Source organism: Streptomyces sp. NPDC001270, assembly GCF_042896695.1.
Taxonomy (GTDB): Bacteria; Actinomycetota; Actinomycetes; order Streptomycetales; family Streptomycetaceae; genus Streptomyces.
The window spans coordinates 1-19,727 of sequence record NZ_JBIAXM010000056.1 but is presented as its reverse complement, the minus strand read 5'-3'; the positions used below and the strand labels follow the sequence as shown (position 1 = coordinate 19,727).

The following is a 19,727-nucleotide window of genomic DNA, read 5'->3' as shown; positions in this document are numbered from 1 at the left end:
GGTGTGCCAGACTGCGGTGATCGCCAGTGCTCACTGGTCCACCGAGCGACGGAGTCCGTGATGACGACCGGCACCCCCGGCCCCCGCAAGATCGATACCAGCAAGGCGCATCCCGCGCGGGTCTACGACTGGCTCCTGGGTGGCAAGGACAACTACCCCGTGGACGAGGCGGTGGGAGAGAAGCTGCCGCCCGAGGCCCACGCCGCCGCCCGGCAGAACCGTGAGTTCATGCACCGCGCCGCGGCCTGGCTGGCCGAGCAGAACATCGACCAGTTCCTCGACATCGGTACGGGCATCCCCACGGAACCCAACCTGCACCAGATCGTCCAGCGGATCGTGCCGACCGCGAAGGTCGTCTACACGGACAACGACCCGATCGTGCTGGCGCACGCGGAGGCGCTGCTGGTCAGCCGTCCCGAGGGCGCCACCGATTACATCGAGGCGGACGTGCGCAAGCCCGAGGAGATCATCGAGCACGCGCGGGGCGTGCTCGACTTCGAGCGCCCCATAGCCATGTCGCTGATCGCGCTGATGCATTTCGTCCCCGACGACGAGGACGCCTACGCCATCGTGCGCAATCTGCTCGACGCGCTGCCCTCGGGCAGCTTCCTCGTGCTGTCGCACGCCGCGTCGGACCGCTTCGTGGAGCAGGTCCGGCAGGTGACCGAGGAGTACGCCAAGGGCGGCATCCGGCTCGGTTTCCGCACCCGCGGTGGAGTCGAGCGCTTCTTCGACGGCCTGGAGCTGGTGGACCCGGGCGTGGTGACGGCCACGGAGTGGTTCAAGACCGCGCCGCCCGCGCCGGAGGAGAGCGGAATCTACGCGGGTGTGGCGCGCCTCCCCTGAGCAGGGCGGTCGGCTCCGCGGGGGAGCCGGTCCGGCCGAGGGCGACCTGACGTCGCTCGGTGTACAAGCCTGACCAGCGGGGTCCGGAGGGCACCAGTGCGATGTGCGGGTGGCCCGGCGGACCCCGTACGCCTGTCCGCGCCGATCCGGCCCGGGGCCGGGGCGGGCCGGTCAGGCGGCTCGGGCCGCCGCGTACTTCCAGAAACCCGAGAAGGTGATGCGGTCCTTGGGCAGGCCCGCCCGGTGCAGATGCCTGCGTCCCTCGGTGGCCAGGGCCGACTCGCCGACGACGAAGGCGTATCCGGCCGCGTCGGCGCGGGTGTGACGGCGCAGTTCGCCGAGTGCCGCCGTGCCCGGTACGGAGGTGCCGCCCTCGCGGACCACCCAGGTGACCGTCAGGCCGGCGGGCGCGTCGAGGTCGCGTACGTCCCTGGCGGTGGGCACTTCCTGGATGAGCCGCCCCACGGTGCCGCGCGGCAGCGAGCGCAGGATGCCGGTCGTGGCGGGCAGGCCAGTCTCGTCGGCCGCGATCAGTACCTCGGAGGCGTCCCGCGGGCAGTCGAACAGGACACCCTGGTCCAGCAGGGCGAGCGCGTCGCCGGGCCGGGCCCGGCACGCCCAGATCGCCGCCGTGCCTTCCAGCTCTCCCGTCGGGCCGAGGTGCACGACGAAGTCGATGTCGATCTCCGCCGCACCGGGGCGGAAGCCGGCGACGGTGTAGTTCGCGCAGTGCGGGCGCTCCGCCTCGGGGATGGCCAGATACGGCTGCCACCACCGGGACCCGGTGAACTCCGGCAGCCGCAGCCGGTGTTGATGGGGGAGTCGCAGGAAGAGGCGGAACCAGTGGTCGTAGCCCTGCCAGGGGAACTCGGCGAGGTCCGCGCCCGTGACGGTCACGCGGTGCAGGGACGGGGAGACGCGCGCGGTGCGCACGACCTCGGCGCGGAACATCCGGGGGTGCTGCGGCATGAGCCGAGGGATCTTCGCCATGTACTAAGGTTAGCCTAGCTTTAGTTGATGTCCGTGGGGTGGCGCGGTGCGGCCCGCGCACCAGGCCCGCAGACGCGACCGTGACCGTGCCGGGCGGGCCTGCCCGCCGCTGCCCCCGTCGGGCCTCTCCGCGCCCGCACCGGCCTGTTCGACGCGACGCGGACCCCCGGCCTCTCCACCGCTTCCACCTGCGGCAACCCCCTGGTGGGCGCACCGCCCACTGCCGGACACCGTGTTCATCGGCTGTCCATCGGACATAGATCGGGATGCCGGAATATCAGCTCGGACGCAATAGGCATCCGGCGTCACGACATCAGGAGGGTTCACTTCATGATCGGGAGCACCAGCGGCGAGGTCTCGGCCCGGCGCAGGGCAGGTGCCGTCGCGGCGCTGGCGTTGGCGGTGGCCGCGGGCGTCGGCTCCGTCGCGCACGAATCCTCGGCAGGCGACCGGGTCTCCACCCCTCAGGCAACCGGCTACGGCAACACGGACTGGAACAACACCATCTCCACCGAGTTGCCCACCAGCTGAGATCCGCCCCGGACCGGTCGGGCGCTTCGCGCCGGACCGGTCCGCCGCTTCAGGTGCCGGGCACCGTGAGCCGGTCGGCTGCCCTCGTACGGGGACTTCCCGGGGAGACCTGACGATGCCGCGAGGCGCGGTGCCGGGAGTCGTCGGCGGTATCGGACGTCATGGGCCCACTGCGCACCGTCAGGCGGCCCCCGGGTTTTCGGACACGAGCCGGAGCGGCGGCTGCGAGACGGTCTCCGCCAGCCGGGCGGCCTCCTCCGCCTCGGGCAGTCCGAGTGCCATGTACAGGCCCCGGGCCCGGGTCAGCCGCTCGACGGCCTCCGCGGTCCGGCCGGACGCGGCGAGCGCCCGGCCCAGGACCATCAGGGCGTGCGCCTGGTCCCGGGCGACGCCCAGCTCCTCGCAGCGCAGCAGCGCCTGGCCGGCCTGGATCAGGGCGTCCTCGTGCCGCCCGAGGGCGAGCAGGGTGTCGGCGAGCCGGTAACGAGCGTGCGCCTCACGGTCCCGGATGCCGGCCGTCAGGCAGTGCTCCACGCACGCGGTGAACCGTTCGACCGCCGCCTCGTACAGTCCCTGCGCGTGGTGCGCGAGCCCGAGGACGTAGAGCGCGAACCCGGTACCCGGCGCGTCGTTCATCCCGCGGGCGACCGCGAGGGCGGACTCGCAGGTGGCGACGGCCGTGTCGGGATCGCCGCCGCGCAACCCGGCGAGCGCCGCGTTCACGCTGCTCGCCACCTCGCCCGAGCGGTGGCCCAGCTCGCGCGCCAGCTCGATCGCCTGGTGGAAACAGGCCGAGGCCAGGCGGTAGTCGTGCCGGAGCTGCGCGACGAGCCCGAGGTCGTTCAGCGCCTGCCGGAGGATCACCGGGTCATTCCCGGCCGAGGCGGCGGCCACCGCGCGGCGCGCGTGCCGTTCGACCTCGTCCGGCCTCGACGTGTGCAGTGCGACGGTGCTGCACAGGAACTCGGCCCGGCCGACGACCCGTTGGTATCCGCGCCGGTCCGTCGCCGGTTCCGGGATCCGGGCCACCGCGTCGGCCAGCTTCCGGGCGGTCGCGGCCAGCCGGTTGGAGCGCAGTTCGTCGGCGAACGGGCTCATCGCGATCAGCAGGTCGACGGCGATCCGCAGCAGCGGCGCGGTGCCGAGTTCGACGACATGGGCGCAGACCGCGACGACGGTGTCTGCGGAACTCGTGGCCCAGGCCCGGGCCGCGCGCAGATCGGTCATCATGATGCCCGGCACGTCCGAGAGCCCCGTGCCGAGCGCATCGCCCGTGGGATCGCCCGGCACGGCGAGGGCGAAGGCATTGCGGGCCGTGGCCAGCAGCGACACGAGCAGCCGGCCGAGTGCGGCCCGCTCCTGCGCCCGGTCGTGCTCGCGGCTGAGGGCGAAGGAGCGCAACAACTGGTGATAGCGGAAACGGCCCGGTATCGGCTCGTCGAGCATGGCCGCGTCCACCAGGGTCTCCAGCCGCAGCTCCGCCTCGGCGGGGTCCAGATCGAGCACCGCGGCGGCCTCGGACAGAGCGAACTCGGCTCCGGCGACCGTGGCGAGCAGTACGAAGTCGTTCGACTGCTGCGCCGCCAACTGCCGGTAGCCGACCTCGAACACCGCCTCGACGGCGAGCGGCCCGGAGCGCAGCTCCGCTATCCGGCGCCGCTCGTCCACCAGCCGTTCGGCCACGGACCTCAGGGTCCAACGGGGCCGTGCCGCCAGCCGGGAGGCGACGATCCGGATGGCCAGCGGCAGTCGGCCGCACGCGGCGACCAGGGCCAGGGCATCGCTGCGTTCGGCTGTCAGGCGCTGTGTGCCGATGCCCCGTTGCAGCAGATCGAGCGCCTCGTGCGGTTCAAAGACCTCCAGGGCCAGTTGCGCGTGCAGCGGGAGCCCGTCCAGCCGGGTGCGGCTGGTGATCAGCACGGCACAGCCCGGCGTGCCGGGCAGCGAGTCACGGATCTGGGCGGCCTGGGAAACATTGTCCAGGAGGATCAGGACGCGGCGGCCGTCCAGGATCGACCGCAGGAGGCCCCGGCGCTCGGCGAGGCTGCCCGGTGTCCGGTCCGCGGGGACGCCGAGGCTCGCCAGCAGCAGGCCCAACAGGTCCGCGCCGCTCAGCGGTTCGCCCTTGCCGTCCGGGTCACCGAGGTCGACGTGCACCTGCCCGTCCGGGTACTGCTCGCGCACCCGATGCGCCAGATGGACCGCCAGGCTGGTCTTGCCGACCCCGCTCATCCCGGTGATGGCGACGATCGCGGGCGAGCTGCGGTCCGGTGCCGTCAGCACGGCCTCCAGCTGTGCGTACTGCGCCGTCCGGCCGGTGAAATCGGGCAGGTCCGGCGGCAGTTGGGCGGGCACCGGCGGACGGGGTCCGGACTGCTCGGGCACCGTGGGGGAAGCGGCCGGGACGGGATGTTCCGCACGGGCCGGTGGCGGGGCCACGGCGCTGTCACCGCGCAGGATCCGCTCATGGACCTGGGTCAGCTCCACTCCCGGCTCGACGCCATGGGCCTCCACCAGCAGCCGACGGGCATCGTGGAACACCTGGAGCGCCTCCACCTGCCTGCCCATGCCGTAGAGCGCGCGCATCAGCAGCACGTACGGGCGTTCGCGCAGCGGGTGCTCCGCGATCACCTCGGTGAGCCGGGGGAGCGCCTGCTGGTAGTGGCCGAGCTGGAGTTCGGCCTCGAAGTGCTGCTCGGTGACCGCGGTGTGAAGCTCGGTCAGCCCGTCCCGGGCCCGCTCCGCGAACGGTCCGGGAACCCCGGCCAGGGGCTCACCGGCCCACATGACGAGTGCCTCGGCCAGCGCCTGCCGGGCCTGGCGCGGCTCGCCCGCCGCGAGGTGCCGGCGTGCCGCGGCGGCCAGTTCCTCGGCGTGCAGGGCGTCCACGACCGACGGCGCCACCGCGAGCCGGTAGCCGTCGCCGGCCGAGACCAGCACGCCCCCGCCCGCTCCGGCGCGGGCGAGCAACTGCCGTAGCCGCCAGGCGTAGGTGCGGATCGTGGACACGCCGCTGGCCGGCATGTGCGTGCCCCAGAGGGCGTCCGTCAGCCGTGCCATGGACAGGGCGCGGCCGGGCGACAGTGCCAGCGCGGCGAGCATCGCCTGCTGCTTGGGCGGGCCCGCCGGGAGCGCCGTGCCGTCCTGCGATATCAGCCGCAGCGGTCCCAGGAGGGTGAACCGCACGCCGGCTTGCTCTTGGGTCATTCCGATCCGTCCCTCCTGCAACACCTGCACCCTGAGCACCCCAACGTATCGGTGTTCGAGAGAATTTCCGGTTGCTGCGACGACTCTGCAAGGACATCCGGACACACCCGTGACCTCCGGAACCCGTTCGGCGACCGGGCGGCCCGGACGGACCGCCGTCCGGGCCGCCCGGCCGCGACCGTCACCGTTGCCGGGCGGTCGGGCCGGCCCCGCGCGCCGGATCGGACCTGGGCGAACGGGTCCGCGACCGCGGACGGCGTCCGTACCGCACTCGTCGATGTCAGCGGCGGTTCGTACCGTGACTGCATGGCGATCTTCAACGGCTCCACTTCAGACTGCTCGTCGTGGAATGGGTCATGTACCAAGACGGGATCCTGACCCTGCGGTTCCACCTCATCGGCCACCTTGGCATCACCGACCCCGGGCAGCACGCCCGGGGTAAGGGCCTGACGCGCCGGGCCCACGTGCAGGTCGAGGCACTGCGGACTGCGACGATCCGCTTGCCACGGCCGATCGGTTGGAAGCCGACGGTGGACCCCGGATCCGTCAGGGGCCCTGCCCCGCCGCGGGACGGCGAGAACGCCCCGTGCTCCGTGGGTTCGGCGCACGACCTGCGAGCACGTCGGCGAAGTACTCTGGCGGGGCAGGCTCCCGGGCACCCCGAACTGGAGGACAGCAGTCTTGAGAGCGGACACATGAGGGCCGTCGCCGCGGCCGGATTCCGGACCGCCGAGGCCGCCCCGGCGCCGGGTCCGGCCTCCGGCGTACGCGGTTCACTCGCCGTCAACCCGGGTGACACCGGAACCGAAGGCGCCGCCCGGACGGACCGGTGGTCCCGGTGACGCACCCGCACGACCTCCGCCCGCCCGGTCCGGACACGCCCGAAGCGCGTGCCGTAACGGCCCTCTCCGCCCTGCACGAACGTGCCCGCGCTCTGGCGGGGACCGGTCGGCGGGCGATCCTGGGCATCGTCGGGGCACCTGGTTCCGGAAAGTCCACGCTGGCCGCCCACTTGGCCGCCGCACTCGGCCCGGACGCGGCCGTCGTGGTGCCCATGGACGGTTTCCACCTGGCCAACGCGGAACTGGAGCGGCTCGGCCGCCGGCAGCGCAAGGGCGCCCCGGACACCTTCGACGCCGCGGGCTACGCCGCCCTGCTCCGCCGGCTGCGTGAGCCGGGGGAGGAGCGCGTGTACGCCCCGCAGTTCCACCGCGAGTTCGAGGAAGCCGTCGCGGGCGCCATCCCGGTCCCGGCCGAGACACCCCTGGTCATCACCGAAGGCAACTACCTGCTGCTCGACGACGGTCCCTGGGCCGGTGTCAGAACACTCCTCGACGAGGCGTGGTACATCGCCATCGATGACGGGACACGGCTGGACCGGCTCGTTCGACGCCATGTGTCCTACGGCAAACCCCTTGCGGAGGCCCGCGCGTGGTCGCTCGGCAGCGATCAGCGCAACGCCGAACTCATCGCCGCCACCCTGGAGCGAGCCGATCTGGTGTTCTCCCCGCCGCTCCTCGGTCCGGCCGCGGACGGTTCCGGCCACGACTGCGGGTGAGCACCGTGAAAACACGGTGAAGTTCCCCGGACCGCCCCGGACGGTTGTCGCTGCCGGCCCACCTTTTAGTCGTGCACGACTAAACAGGGTGCGATATGGTCGTCGTCATCGAGCGCAGCAGGAGGCGGCCTCCGACCAGCCGATGGGAACGACGTCATGGACCAGATCGAGGACCAGCCCGCCGAGCAGGGATCGCTGCTGCTCCAGGACCAGTTGTGCTTCGTCCTGTACGCCGCCTCACGGGCGGTGACCGCACGCTACCGGCCCCTGTTGGACGAACTCGGCCTCACCTATCCGCAGTACCTGGTCATGCTCGTGCTGTGGGACCAGGACGGCGTGACCGTCCGGGAGGTCGGAACGGCCCTCCAGTTGGAGTCCAGCACCCTCTCCCCGCTGCTGAAGCGTCTGGAGGCCGGCGGCCTGATCCGCCGCGAACGCCGCGCCGACGACGAACGCTCCGTCTCCGTCCACCTCACCGAGCAGGGCCGCGCGCTGCGTGAGCGGGCCACGGCGGTGCCGGTCGCCATCGGTGCCGCCATGGGACTGACACCGGACGACTTCCGCGAGGCCAAACGGATCCTGCGGCAGCTGACGGCCAACGTGTCCGCGGGAGCGTGAGCCACATCCGTCGGCCGGCGGTGCCGGGGCGGCGCTGACCGGACACCGTCCGCTGATCACCGCGGCCGGGCAGAGCGCCGCCCGACGACGGCATCACCACCTCGTCACAGGGCAGCCGGCACCCGGCAGATGCTGCCTGGGGACACCAGTACCAGGCACCCGCCCGGCTCCTGCCGGACACTGGGGAGGCACAACAGCCGGACGACGACGCCGGCCGCGAAGGAGTCGGACATGAACCCCTGGACCAGCGACGAAACCTCCCGGATCGCGACCGCACCCGCCTTGAGCCTGGCCACCGAGGACGAGAACGGCACGTCGGGCGATCCCGTCCCGCTCGGTTTCGTGACCGTGGGCGGGGACATCTACATCCGCGCGTACCGGGGAGCGCAGTCACGCTGGTACCGGACGGCCCGGCGCAGCCGTCGGCCACGTGTCGAGATCGAGGGCATGGAAAGAGCCGTCACGGTCGAGACCGCCGAGCCCGGACGGGCCGAGGAGATCGATGCCGCGTACCGGTCCAAGTACGGTTCCGCGGACTCCGGTCCGGTGACGAGCCGCGTCGCCCGCGCGGCGACGCTCAAGCTCGTTCCCCGCTGAACCGCGGGCGCCCGGGCCGACGTCCGACCGACGCCGCCCCGGGCGTTCGCATGCCGCCGTGGGCATGAGGCGGTGACCAGCCGCGGGAGACAACCGGTCACCGGCCACGGACGGCCCGTGCTGCGCGCGGCCCGGCCACTCGGCTGCTCCGCGTGGCCGGCTACTCGGCCTTGCCCAGCTGGGTCCGGAAGAACTCCGACAGCTTCTCGACGGCCGGGCCGACGTAGATCTCCTTGTCGTAGAGGTCGACGTGGCCGGCGCCGTCGATCCAGTGCAACTCCTTGGGGCCACCGGCGTGCTGGAAGGCGTGGACGCTCATCCAGGAGGTGACGGCCCTGCTGCCCGCGATCAGCAGCAGCGGGCGCGGGGCGATCAGGCCGACGGAGGCGAACCCGTCGAAGAACGCGATGCGGTCGATGCTGGACCAGGTGAGGGCCTGCGCCGAGCGCGGGTGCCGGGCCCGGTCCGTGCGGTAGTACTCGAAGCCCTCCACCGCGTGCTGACCACCCAGCGCGCGGGCCTGCTCCGCCGTCTCCGGGAACAGCGGGAAGGACTGCACACCCTCGCCACGGGCTTCCGCGGAGCGCGCCGCGGCGGCCGCGTCCAGCATGCCCTGGAAGACGGCCGGATCCTGGGTGCCGTCGGGGCCCACCCGGAACTGACGGCCCATGTCGACGGCGGAGACCGCGCCGACCGCCTTGATGCGGTGGTCGGACGCCGTCGCGGTGAGGGCGTAGCCGCCAGAGGCACAGATGCCCAGGGCGCCCATGCGGTCGGGGTCGACCTCCGCACGCGTGGTCAGGAAGGAGACCGCGGCCTTGAGGTCCTCGACCCGCTGTGCCGGGTCCTCCAGGTCACGCGGCTCGCCCGCGCTCTCGCCCTGGTAGGCGGCGTCGAACGCCAAGGTGACGAAGCCCTGTTCGGCCAGGCGCCGCGCGTACAGGCCGGCGGTCTGCTCCTTCACACCGCTGCCGGGGTGGCCGACGACGACCGCCGGACGTGGACCGGCCGCCTCGCCGTCCGGGACGTACAGGTGCCCGGCGAGTTCGATGCCGGCGCTCGGGAAGGTGACGTTGGTCCTCACAGTGGTGCTCCAGTCGCACAGAGGGGAGATCGGGCCCGCGAGGGCGGGCTCCGGCGACCGTTCTGCTTCCGGCCGCACCACCACGGTGCCGTGGGCGGATACGGCGTGCCAGGGAAGGAGTTGCCTAGGGAGGCCGGTACCAGGCACACCTCACCGGCTCCGGCCGGACACACTCGCCGAGGACTCCTGAGCCGACGGGGCCACGTCCGCCGCATGGCCGGCGCGGCGGACGGAGCCACGGCTGTGTGCGGGCCCCGCCAGGACGCACCGTCGTTGCGGACCGCGTGACCGCGTGACCACCAGGCACTCAGACCGACAGACCGGCCATCTGCGGCCGGGGCAGTCACACGGAGGCGGTCTGCGACTGCTCCCGCTCGCGCTGGTAGGCAGCGAGGAGGAACAGCCAGATCTCGCTGACGGTGGGGAAACAGGCGATCGCGTGCCTCAGGCGTTTGAGCGGGACCTCGCCGGCCACCGCCACCGTCGCCGAATGCAGGAGTTCGCTGACTCCGGGTCCGACGAAGGTGACCCCGAGCAGGACCTCACGGTCGGCGTCGACGACGAGCCGGGCATGTCCCTGGTAGCCGTCGGCGTAGAGACTGGCGCCCTGGGCGGCACTGAAGTCCAGGTCGACCGTCTTGACACGGTGGCCGGCCCGCTCCGCCTGCTCGGCGGTCAGGCCCACGGCGCCCGCCTCCGGATCGGTGAAGAAGACCTGAGGCACCGCGTGCTGGTCGGCCGTGGTGGCGTGATCGCCCCAGGGCGCGTCGTCGAGAGGCCGGCCGGCCGCGCGGGCGCCGATGGCGTCGCCGGCCGTCCGGCCCTGGTACTTGCCCTGATGGGTCAGCAGCGCACGGTGATTGACGTCGCCGAGTGCGTACAGCCAGTCCCCGTCGACACCTCGGACCAGGCATGTGGTGTCCACGTCCAGCCAGGAACCGGGGGTGAGGCCGACCGTGTCCAGGCCGATGTCGTCGGTGCCAGGGGTGCGGCCCGTGGCGAACAGGATCTCGTCCGCCTCCAGTTCGGCGCCGTCGTCGAGAGTGAGGGTGACCGGTCCGGCGGGATCCGGCCGGCGCAGCGCGGTCACCCGCACGCCGGTCCGCACGTCCGCCCCCGCGTCGGTCAGCCCCTCCGCCACCAGTTCCCCGGCGAACGGTTCCATACGGGGCAGCAGGCGGCGCCGGACCAGCAGGGTGACCTGGGAGCCCAGGCCCTGCCAGAGGGTGGCCATCTCGACGCCGACGCCACCGCCGCCGACGATGGCGAGCCGGGCGGGCACGGTGCTGGAGTCGGTGCCCTGCCGGTTGGTCCAGGGCCGGGCCTCCGCGATGCCGGGGATGTCCGGCAGCACCGGGCGGCTGCCGGTGGCGACGGCCACCGCGTGCCGGGCCGTAAGGGTCTGGCGCGCACCGTCGTCCCGGGTGACGGTGACCCGGCGGGGGCCGTCGAGGCGGCCCTGGCCGCGGAACAGGTCGGCGCCGATGGACTTGACCCACAGCGCCTGCCCGGAGTCGTCCCAGTCGGTGACGTAGCGATTACGCCGGGCGAACACACCGTCGGTGTCCAGCCGGCCCGTGACGGCTTGCCGGGCACCGTCCACGCGGCGCGCGTCGGCGACCGCGATGACCGGCCGCAACAGCGCCTTGCTGGGGACGCAGGCCCAGTAGGAGCATTCACCGCCGACGAGTTCCCGCTCCACGACGGCTACCGACAGGCCGGCGGCGCGGGCGCGGTCGGCGACGTTCTGGCCGACCGGACCGGCGCCCAGCACGACCACGTCGTAAGTGGCGGCTTCCTGGGTTTCGTGCGGTTCGCTCATGCTGTCCTCACATCACGATCAGTGCTGGTCCTGAGCTGTTCTCGGGCCGGCCGCGGGCGCCGGGTGCGCACGGTCCGGCGGGCGAGCGGCGGGACGGGGAACGGCCGGTCGCGGTCGGTGCCGGCGAGAACGGCGGCGGAACGGACGAGGATGCGGCGCCGGACTTCCACGACCCCGGTGCTCCCGGCGTGACGCGCCGCCCACGGCGGGCCTTATATGACCGAATACGGCCGTTTTGTCGTGACCCTGGCCATCGTAGGACGGTGTCAGGGGATCTGCACAACTCGGCGAACACCTCCGCTGGCTGGACCCGAGGCAGCCATGACACGGTGGTGGGAGACCCGCGCGTCGGCCACGTCATGCAACCACGAGATCGACAGGTTCCTCCGCCGCGCGGCCATAGGTTTCACGGAGGGCCGTCATAAGCGCCGCCGCGCGGGCCGCACGGGCTCCGGCCCGCACGGCGGATCGGCGGCCCGGACCAGGACCCGGTGCGCCGCGCGGCCGGCCCGCGCTTATACCGGCCATCGGATCCGCCTATGGGCGGGACGGAATCCCCGGACGGGCCAGGCTCTTTGGACCTTCCGTCACCTCAGGGACGAGGAGACGGGACGACGGACGCGGAGCAGACACCGGTCCGCCGGACCCTCACTTTTCGATACGTTTCGATACGAAGGACGGCTGTCATGGGTTCTGTTGATCTGTCCGGGCGGGTCGCCCTGCTGACCGGAGCGACCAGTGGGATCGGCGCCGCGACCGCGGCGCTCCTCGCCGAGCGCGGTGCACACGTGCTGGTCGCGGGACGCGATGCGGCCCGCGGCGAGACGGTGGTCAACGCCATCCGGTCGAAGGGCGGCAAGGCGGACTTCCTCGCGGCCGAGCTGCGGGACGTGCAGTCGGCGCGACGGTTGGCGCGGGCGGCGACCGAGCTGGGCGGAGGCCGGGTGGACATCCTCGTCAACTGCGCGGGTGTCTTCCCGTTCGGCCCGACGGCCTCGGCGGCGCCGAGCGAAGTGGACACCGTCTACGACTTGAACGTGAAGGCGCCGTTCTACCTGGTGGGCGCGCTGGCCCCGGCGATGGCCGAGCGCGGTCACGGCGCGATCGTCAACGTCAGCACCATGGTCGCCGAGTACGGCGTGGCGGGGATGGCGCTGTACGGATCGAGCAAGGCGGCGCTGAACCTGCTCACCAAGTCGTGGGCGGCCGAGTTCGGTCCGCACGGGGTGCGGGTCAACGCGGTGGAGCCCGGCCCCACCCGCACGGAAGGCACGGTCGCCATGGGCGAGGACCTGGACGCGCTGGCCGCGCAGGCGCCCGCCGGACGGCCCGCGTCGGCTGAGGAGATCGCCGAGGCCATCGGCTATCTGGCCAGTGACGCGGCCAGCTTCGTGCAGGGGGCAGTCCTGCCCGTCGACGGCGGCCGTACGGCCGTCTGACCCGCACCGAACGGGACGGGAGGCGTCGGCGCGCATCATCCGCCCGGCGTCTCCGTCCCCTGCCGCGGAACGGCAGACGTCTCCCGTCCCCTGCCGCGGAACAGCAGGCGGCTTCGCCCGGTGTCGCGGGACGCGCGACGTCTTCGCCCGGTGCTGCGGAGTGCCAGGTGTCTCCCTCCGGCGTTGCGGAGTGCCGGGCGGTTCCGTGATGTCCTGTCCTGCCGCACGCCCGGCGGTTCCGCGCGGCCCCGCGAAAGCGTGCCCCGCGCTCTCGGCAGGCGCTTTCCGGCGGGTGCCCGGCGTCCCGGGGAACGTCCCGGAAAGTGCCCCGCGCCGCGCTCAGCCGATCGCCGGGCGGTCGAGCGCGGCGATGAACCGGCCCAGGTCACGGCGGTGCGAGTCGGCCGGCCAGACCGCCCAGGTGCGCCGCACCAGCGGGCGCCCGACCAGGGGCGACCAGACGACATGGTCGGGCAGCGGCTGCCAGTCGGGCGGCGCCAGCGCGAAAGCCCGCCCGGACGCCACCGCGGCCAGCTTCACGTCCGCGATCAGTACCTGCCCCTGCGGAGGCTCGGGACCGAGATCGAGGCCATGTCCGCGCAGGACCGCCGTCAGCTCGTCGTACCAGGCGGGACTGCCGGAGCGGGGGAAGCCCACCCACTGGAGCGCGGCGAGTGCGTCGAGCGCGATGCCGTCGGGCCCGGCGAGTTCCGCCGCCCGCTCCGCGGCCAGCAGCACGCCCAGCTCCTCCCGGGCGACGAGCAGCGCGTCGAACTCCGGACCCGGCGGGCGCTCCCGCAGGAACCCCACGTCCAGTTCACCGGTCCGCAACGCCGCCAGTTGCTCCGCCGTGGACAGGTGCCGGGCCTGCACACGTGTGTCCGGATGTGCCTCCGCCAGCTCCGCCAGCGCGGGATCGAGCAGGCCGGCGGGCAACTCCAGCGGGATCCCGATCCGCAGCGCCCCACCGCCCGGACCGGTGTACCGGGTCATCACCCGCAACGCCTGGTCATGCCGGGCCAGCACCGCGCGCGCCTCCGCGAACAGCACCGTGCCCGCCTCGGTGGCCTGTACCCCGGCACTGCCCCGCACCAGCAACCGCACACCCAGCTGACGCTCCAGACCGCCGACCGTCTGGGACAGGGCGGGCTGGCTCACGTGCAGCCGCCGTGCCGCCGCGGACAGCCCGCCCTCCTCCACCACCGCCACGAACGCCCGCAGCTCCCGCAACTCCATGTGCCCATGCCATCACGCCGCCGCGACCGTGTCACATCCCGGACCCGTGGGCCGGCGGACCGCCGCACCCGGTCATCGGCATCGCGCGCGGGCGACCGTCCTGTCACGGCGCCGGACAGCGCTCGCACACGCGGCCGCGGCGGCCGTCGGCGGAGCACTCTCCATGAGCGGACAACCCCGGATGGTGACGCTTTGCATTGCGCCGAGAGGGAGAGTGACGATCGAAGACATGGCGAGGGAGCCGTGTGCATCCGGCGTCGCGCCGGCGCCACTGCGATCGGTGACCGAGTTCCGGCCGGCCGGCTTCCCGCGGAGACCTCGTCATGACCTGTATGTCCACCACAACACAGAAGGAACTCACGAGATCATGTGTTCATCGAGGACCGCGGAACGACGGAGACGTCCGGGTGACCGGCACCGAGGAACCCGTTCTGCTGCACACCGCGGGGCAGGCAGCCCACATCACTCTCAACCGGCCCAGGGCCCTCAACGCGCTGAACCACGCGATGGTGCGGCGCATCGACGAGGTGCTCACCGTGTGGGAGCGCGACCCGGCCGTCCGGACCGTCGTCATCGCCGGTGCGGGGGAGCGCGGCCGGTGCGCGGGCAGCGACATCCGCGCCGTCCACGGTGACGCCCGCGACGGGAACGGCGCCTCCTCGGCGGCCTTCTGGCGTGACGAATACCGCCTCAACGCCCGCATCGCCCGCTGCCCCAAGCCGTACGTCGCCGTCATGGACGGCATCGTCATGGGCGGCGGTGTCGGCATCTCCGCGCACGGCAGCGTCCGGATCGTCACCGAGCGGTCCCGGATCGCCATGCCCGAGACCGGCATCGGTTTCGTCCCCGACATCGGCGGCACCCATCTGCTCGCCCGCGCACCGGGCGAACTGGGCGCCCACCTGGCGCTGACGGGCTCTCGGATCAGTGCCGCCGACGCCCTGTTGTGCGGGCTCGCCGACCACTACGTACCCTCCGCCGCCCTGCCGCGCCTCCTCGACGACCTCGCCCGTGCGCCCGTACGGGCCGTCCTCGCCCGCCACGCACAGCCGCCGCCGCCGAGCGAGCTGGCCGGACAGCGGGAGTGGATCGACACCTGCTACGCCGCGGGCACCGTCGAGGAGATCCTCCACCGGCTGCTCGCCCACCACGACCCGGCCGCGCGGGACGTGGCGGACACCCTGCTCGGCAGGTCGCCCACCGCACTCAAGGTCACCCTGGCCGCGCTGCGCCGCGCCCGGCGGCTCGGGGCGCTGGAACGGGTCCTCGACCAGGAGCACCGCGTCTCCTGCGCGGCCCTGAGCAACCCCGGACCTGGTGGAGGGCATCCGGGCCCAGATCATCGACAAGGACCGCACCCCGCGCTGGTTCCCCGGCACCCTCGCCGAGGTCACCGACGCCGACGTGGAGCGCTTCTTCGCCCCGCTCGGCGACCGTGAACGGGGGCTCGCCGGACCCGGGGGAGGCCCCGAAGCGGCCCGGTGAACGGGCCCTTCGCCACGAGACCCAGATCACCTCGGGCGAGTGCGGTCTTGGCCGGGCCCGCGCCGCGCGGTACGGTCTGTGCGATATCGACGACGGTACGACGGAAGCCGGTGGGAATCCGGCACGGTCGCGCCACTGTATGTGAGGGCCCCCGGGCCGCTCGTGAGTCAGACCCGTGACTGTCGTCCAGTGCACCACCGAGATGGGACGCGAGCTCCCAGAGGAGGTCCTGCCATGGCGCAGACCGTCGCCCGGCCGACTGCCACCACTCCGGTCGTACCCGCCAAGGTACCGCTCAAGGCGATAGCGCCCTGGGCGGTCTTCTTCGGCCTGTTGATGCTGATCCTGCTGTACTTCGTCGGCGCCGAGCAGGGCGCCACCTCCGTGTTCAGCGGCACGGACGTCCACGAATGGGTCCACGACGCCCGCCACCTGCTCGGCTTCCCCTGCCACTGACGCGAGGGGACACCGCACGCCCATGAACTCCGCAACCGTACGGAACCTTCTCGTGCGGGGCATGCTCGCCGGCCTCGCGGCCGGTGTACTCGCCCTGATCGTGGCCTACTTCCTCGGCGAGCCGAGCGTCGACAAGGCGATCGGCTTCGAGGACGCCCACGCCCACGAGCACGAAATGGAGGTCGTCTCCCGTTCCCTCCAGTCCACCGCCGGGCTCGCCACCGGCGTCCTCGTCTACGGGATCGCCTTCGGCGGCATCGCGGCGCTCGCCTTCTGCGTCGCGCTCGGCCGCGTCGGGCGCCTCGGCCCCCGGGCGACCGCGCTGCTGCTGGCGGGCTGCGCGCTGCTCGCCGTGTACGTCGTGCCGTTCCTGAAGTACCCGGCCAACCCGCCGTCCGTCGGCGATCCCGACACCATCGGCAAACGGACCGCCCTGTATTTCCTGATGATGCTGCTCGGCGTGCTCCTCGCGATCGGCGCCACGATCCTCGGCAAGCGGCTCGCCCCGCGGCTGGGCACGTGGTACGCCACCGTCACGGCGGTCGCCGCGTTCGCCCTCGTGATCGGACTGGCGTACGCGTTCCTGCCGGCCGTCAACGAGGTGCCGGCGGGCTTCCCGGCCACGCTGTTGTGGCGGTTCCGGCTGTCCGCCCTGGCCGTCCAAGCCGTCCTGTGGGGCGGATTCGGTCTGGCCTTCGGTGAACTCGCCGAGCGGCTGCTGCATCCGAAGCCCGCGACGGCCGCGGCCGGCAAGGCGGTTCCGGCCGCGCGCTGATTCCGCGTACGGGGCCGTGGTCGACGACTCTCCGTGTCGTTTGCGGAAGTCCGGCTTCCGACCCCACCGGGACCGGAGGCTCGTCGGTCTCCGGTCCCGCCGCGCACTTCCGGCCTCAGCCGGCCCTCGCCTATACCGGCCAGTGGTAGCCCAGAGAGGAGTTCACTGCGACCGCGTAGGTGAGATACATGAGCCAGCAGCCGGTCAGGGTGTGGAAGAGTCCATAGATGCGTTCGGCCGGCTTGACGCCGATCACGGTGAAGAAATGCCAGAAATAGACGGCGAAAAGCCCCAGGAACAGCAGGCCCACCGGCCAGTCTCCGACTCTGAAGAAGATGGTGGCACCCATTGCGGACACCACCAAGTAGGCTATGCACATACCGGCGTTGGTACGAGGCTCATTTCCGCGATAACGGTTGATGCCGAGCGCGAACCAGTGGACGCCGTACACGGAGAAGGCCAGCGCGGCCATGTACAGCGGCGGTGACTTGGTGAACACCTCGAACCAGGTCAGCCCGATGAACAGGATGAGCCCCGCGACGAACTGGCACAGACCGGGCATCATCACGCCCCAGACACCAAGGGCCCGGTCCGTCGATTCGCTCTTTTCGGGATATCCGAACAACTCGTGCGGTCCGTAGATCAGATATCCGGTGCCGAGACCGAAGAATCCGAGCGCCAGGGGTGGAAAGGCCGACGGGTCGAACGTCAAGTCCATGTTCTCCTCCTTCGAAGAAGAACTGAAAACGAGCGTGGGCGACCGTCGCACGGGGCCCACGAGCCGTCGGTCTCCGCGTGCCGTGCAGCCGTCAGGAATACGTACCCGACACGAGCGTGCGGCAGGTCACACGCGCTTTGAAGATTTTTTCACGGGCCCGCTCCGCCCGCCACTCCAGCCGCTGCCGGGCCTCCAGCCGCTATCCGGCTTCCGACCGGGCGAGCGGGTGCCCCAGCCGGACATTCCAGCGGCCGGCCCGGCCACTCAGCTCGGTTCCGGTCAGCGGGGCGACGTCGAGGCGCCAGAAGGCCGTCACGGGCATGCCCAGCGCGTGGACGACGGCCGCCCGTACGATCTCCGGTTCGACCACGGCGAGCGTACGGCCGTCCGTGCCCGCCACGGCATCGAGCCAGCCCGCGACCCGTCCGCACAAGTCCCGCACCGACTCACCCCCGTGCGGCGCGGAGCCCGGGTCGGCGAGCCAGCGGCCCACCGCCTCCGGCTCGGCGGCCCCCACCTCCTCCAGCGTGCGTCCGCGCCAGCGCCCCACGTCGAGGCCCGCCAACTGGGCCGCCACCGCGGCGTCGAGGCCGAGTGCCGCGGCCGTCTCCCGGCAGCGCACGCCGGGCGAGGCGAGGACACGGGCGGCGGAGGGCAGCGTCCCGGCCGCCGAACGCGCCCGTCGCGCACCGCCGTTGTCGATCGAGCCGCCATCGTCGAAGCGGGCCTGCCGCAGCGAGGCACCCATGGCGGCGGAGACGAAGAACACCCGAGTGGCCACGCGATCTCTCCTGCTCGTGCCGTCATGGGGTCACCTCGTGCCGTCATGGGGTTACGGGGGCGACCGGGTACGGCACACAGGTGATCGCGAACATAGCACCCGACCCACCATGCGGTACCGGGTGAAGGACGGCCCTTGCCGTGTGCCCCGTTCGCTCCAGATGCAGCCGCAGGTCTCCCCTCGCAAGCTGGAAGGGGGGAACAACCCGATGTCGAAAGGCGAAGAAGGTGTGAGCCATGCGCAGCCGAACCATACGAGTCATGGGCGCGGGGGTCACCACGGCGCTGCTGGCCGGTGGAGCTGTCCTCGCGGGCGTGGGTACGGCCAGTGCGGCACCGACGTCCTCGACGGCCACCGAGACTGCCCGAGAGCACTGCAGAACCGTGACCGGGCACTGGGTGACCGTTGACCACGACGGACACAAACAGAGGTTCTGGGTGTCCGAGCACCAGGTCTGTTGGAGGAGGTAGCTTCCCTGATGAGGGTCGGCCTCCCCGGAGCCCGGCCCTCAACCGCCGCTGCCGCCCGCCGCGTTGCGGCGCGGCCACATGTCGTGCAGGACCGGTACCCGACCGGTGGTAATGTGACCTTCGGTATGTGCGCCTCCCGGCCGGGCTTCGCCCCGCCAGGGAGGCTTTTTTCATGCCTGTTTCCTGCCTGGACGCGATCCGCGCCGATCCCGCGCGGATCCTGCGCGTATCGGGCGGCTGATCGCGCCCGTATCCGGGTGCCGGCCCCCAGCTCCTCCTCCGACCCGGGAGATTCATGCCCGACGTATCCGTACGCCTCGCCGATGCCGCCGACCGTCCCGTCCTGGAACGCCTCTGGCTGATGTTCCGCCACGACCTGGCCGGGCTCTCCGGCGTCCTGCCGCAACCGGACGGCACCTTCCGCAGCGAACGGCTGCACGCGGCACTCACGGACCCCGGCTGGGCTCCGTATCTGCTGGAGAGTGCCGACCGTCCCGTCGGACTAGCCTTCGTACGCGGCCTGAACGACGTACCGCGCGTCTTGAACAGCTTCTTCGTCGTGAGCGGTGCGCGGCGTGCCGGAATCGGGCTGCGCGCCGCGCAGGAGGTGATCTCCAGGCATCCCGGGCCCTGGGAGATCGCCTTCCAGGCCGACAACACACCCGCCGTGCGTTTCTGGCGGCGCGTCGCAGCGGAGATCGCCGGTGACGCCTGGACGGAGGAGCCCAGGCCGGTGCCCGGCAAACCGGAGTTGCCACCCGATGTCTGGATCGCCTTCGACGCCCCGGCGAAGCCGCGCCGCTGACGGCCCGGTCCCGGGCCCGGGCCGTCAGCGGCGTGCGGCATCCCGGACGGTTCGCCATCGCGCGTGAGGGCCGGAACGAGTCCGCACGGTGGGTGCGTCCGGCCCGCCGCAGCCACTTGCCGCTGAACCCGGTGTGCACGGACGGCGATCACCGTGTCCTGGCCGGGACACGGAGACCGCCGTCTCCGTACGCCGCATCGGCGGGGCGGCCGACCGTCTCCGGCCCGTCGGCTCAGCGGGTGGCGAGGAGTTCGAGGGTGTCGATCACGCGGTTGGAGAAGCCCCACTCGTTGTCGTACCAGGCGACCA

At 72.3% G+C, this 19,727-nt stretch carries 17 protein-coding genes, 1 pseudogene and 1 riboswitch; of the genes and pseudogenes, 11 read left to right on the top strand and 7 right to left on the bottom strand.

Annotated features, from left to right (window positions below; translation table 11 throughout):
- Positions 1-60 precede the first annotated feature (60 nt).
- Positions 61-846, top strand: coding sequence for an SAM-dependent methyltransferase (locus ACFY2B_RS43375; protein ID WP_390768588.1), 786 nt, complete (start codon positions 61-63; stop codon positions 844-846).
- Positions 847-1,017: 171 nt separating this feature from the next.
- On the opposite strand, the gene ACFY2B_RS43370 is transcribed toward ACFY2B_RS43375, so the two are convergent.
- Entirely contained in the window at positions 1,018-1,836 is an 819-nt protein-coding gene (locus tag ACFY2B_RS43370; RefSeq protein WP_390768587.1) for a siderophore-interacting protein, read from the bottom strand.
- Positions 1,837-2,166: 330 nt separating this feature from the next.
- Here ACFY2B_RS43370 and ACFY2B_RS43365 point away from each other — a divergent pair, with 330 nt between their 5' ends.
- Positions 2,167-2,367 (top strand): hypothetical protein, encoded by a 201-nt coding sequence (locus tag ACFY2B_RS43365; protein ID WP_390768586.1) that lies wholly within the window; start codon positions 2,167-2,169, stop codon positions 2,365-2,367.
- Between the two features lie 180 nt (positions 2,368-2,547).
- On the opposite strand, the gene ACFY2B_RS43360 is transcribed toward ACFY2B_RS43365, so the two are convergent.
- On the bottom strand, positions 2,548-5,574 hold the full coding sequence (locus ACFY2B_RS43360) for a BTAD domain-containing putative transcriptional regulator (protein ID WP_390768585.1): 3,027 nt from the start codon (positions 5,572-5,574) through the stop codon (positions 2,548-2,550).
- 356 nt (positions 5,575-5,930) lie between these two features.
- Here ACFY2B_RS43360 and ACFY2B_RS43355 point away from each other — a divergent pair, with 356 nt between their 5' ends.
- The 4 genes from ACFY2B_RS43355 (at position 5,931) to ACFY2B_RS43340 (ending at position 8,347) form a co-directional block, all read left to right on the top strand.
- On the top strand, positions 5,931-6,416 hold the full coding sequence (locus ACFY2B_RS43355) for a hypothetical protein (RefSeq protein WP_390768584.1): 486 nt from the start codon (positions 5,931-5,933) through the stop codon (positions 6,414-6,416).
- Positions 6,413-7,132 (top strand): nucleoside/nucleotide kinase family protein, encoded by a 720-nt coding sequence (locus tag ACFY2B_RS43350; protein ID WP_390768583.1) that lies wholly within the window; start codon positions 6,413-6,415, stop codon positions 7,130-7,132. The genes ACFY2B_RS43355 and ACFY2B_RS43350 overlap by 4 nt, the downstream gene beginning before the upstream one ends.
- Before the next feature lie 156 nt (positions 7,133-7,288).
- Positions 7,289-7,750 (top strand): MarR family winged helix-turn-helix transcriptional regulator, encoded by a 462-nt coding sequence (locus tag ACFY2B_RS43345; RefSeq protein ID WP_390768582.1) that lies wholly within the window; start codon positions 7,289-7,291, stop codon positions 7,748-7,750.
- 231 nt (positions 7,751-7,981) lie between these two features.
- Entirely contained in the window at positions 7,982-8,347 is a 366-nt protein-coding gene (locus ACFY2B_RS43340; RefSeq protein ID WP_390768581.1) for a DUF2255 family protein, read from the top strand.
- A 160-nt stretch (positions 8,348-8,507) separates the two neighbouring features.
- On the opposite strand, the gene ACFY2B_RS43335 is transcribed toward ACFY2B_RS43340, so the two are convergent.
- Both ACFY2B_RS43335 and ACFY2B_RS43330 read right to left on the bottom strand, forming a co-directional pair.
- Positions 8,508-9,431: an alpha/beta hydrolase gene (locus ACFY2B_RS43335; protein WP_390768580.1), complete on the bottom strand. Its 924-nt coding sequence runs from the start codon at positions 9,429-9,431 to the stop codon at positions 8,508-8,510.
- Positions 9,432-9,774: 343 nt separating this feature from the next.
- Positions 9,775-11,253 carry a dihydrolipoyl dehydrogenase family protein gene (locus ACFY2B_RS43330; protein WP_390768579.1) on the bottom strand — a complete coding sequence of 493 codons (1,479 nt, stop codon included), beginning with the start codon at positions 11,251-11,253 and terminating at the stop codon, positions 9,775-9,777.
- A 686-nt stretch (positions 11,254-11,939) separates the two neighbouring features.
- Between ACFY2B_RS43330 and ACFY2B_RS43325 the strand changes: the two genes are divergently transcribed.
- Complete coding sequence (locus ACFY2B_RS43325) at positions 11,940-12,692, top strand: SDR family NAD(P)-dependent oxidoreductase (RefSeq protein WP_390768578.1); 753 nt, start codon at positions 11,940-11,942, stop codon at positions 12,690-12,692.
- A gap of 339 nt (positions 12,693-13,031) precedes the next feature.
- Here ACFY2B_RS43325 and ACFY2B_RS43320 read toward each other — a convergent pair whose 3' ends face one another.
- On the bottom strand, positions 13,032-13,928 hold the full coding sequence (locus ACFY2B_RS43320; RefSeq protein WP_390768577.1) for a LysR substrate-binding domain-containing protein: 897 nt from the start codon (positions 13,926-13,928) through the stop codon (positions 13,032-13,034).
- Between the two features lie 407 nt (positions 13,929-14,335).
- Between ACFY2B_RS43320 and ACFY2B_RS43315 the strand changes: the two are divergent.
- From ACFY2B_RS43315 to ACFY2B_RS43305, 3 genes and pseudogenes are all read left to right on the top strand, one after another.
- Positions 14,336-15,413, top strand: a pseudogene (locus ACFY2B_RS43315) (enoyl-CoA hydratase/isomerase family protein).
- Positions 15,414-15,469: 56 nt separating this feature from the next.
- Positions 15,470-15,611, top strand: a riboswitch (cobalamin riboswitch).
- Between the two features lie 36 nt (positions 15,612-15,647).
- Positions 15,648-15,869 (top strand): CbtB-domain containing protein, encoded by a 222-nt coding sequence (locus tag ACFY2B_RS43310; protein WP_376524491.1) that lies wholly within the window; start codon positions 15,648-15,650, stop codon positions 15,867-15,869.
- A gap of 22 nt (positions 15,870-15,891) precedes the next feature.
- Complete coding sequence (locus ACFY2B_RS43305) at positions 15,892-16,644, top strand: CbtA family protein (protein ID WP_390768576.1); 753 nt, start codon at positions 15,892-15,894, stop codon at positions 16,642-16,644.
- 130 nt (positions 16,645-16,774) lie between these two features.
- Here ACFY2B_RS43305 and ACFY2B_RS43300 read toward each other — a convergent pair whose 3' ends face one another.
- Positions 16,775-17,362 (bottom strand): hypothetical protein, encoded by a 588-nt coding sequence (locus ACFY2B_RS43300; protein ID WP_376524494.1) that lies wholly within the window; start codon positions 17,360-17,362, stop codon positions 16,775-16,777.
- A gap of 199 nt (positions 17,363-17,561) precedes the next feature.
- The gene (locus ACFY2B_RS43295) at positions 17,562-18,143 is read right to left on the bottom strand and encodes a histidine phosphatase family protein (protein WP_390768575.1); all 582 of its coding nucleotides are present in this window, start codon (positions 18,141-18,143) and stop codon (positions 17,562-17,564) included.
- A gap of 765 nt (positions 18,144-18,908) precedes the next feature.
- Between ACFY2B_RS43295 and ACFY2B_RS43290 the strand changes: the two genes are divergently transcribed.
- Positions 18,909-19,418, top strand: a complete 510-nt coding sequence (locus tag ACFY2B_RS43290) for a GNAT family N-acetyltransferase (RefSeq protein WP_390768574.1) — start codon at positions 18,909-18,911, stop codon at positions 19,416-19,418.
- The last annotated feature ends 309 nt before the right edge of the window (positions 19,419-19,727 follow it).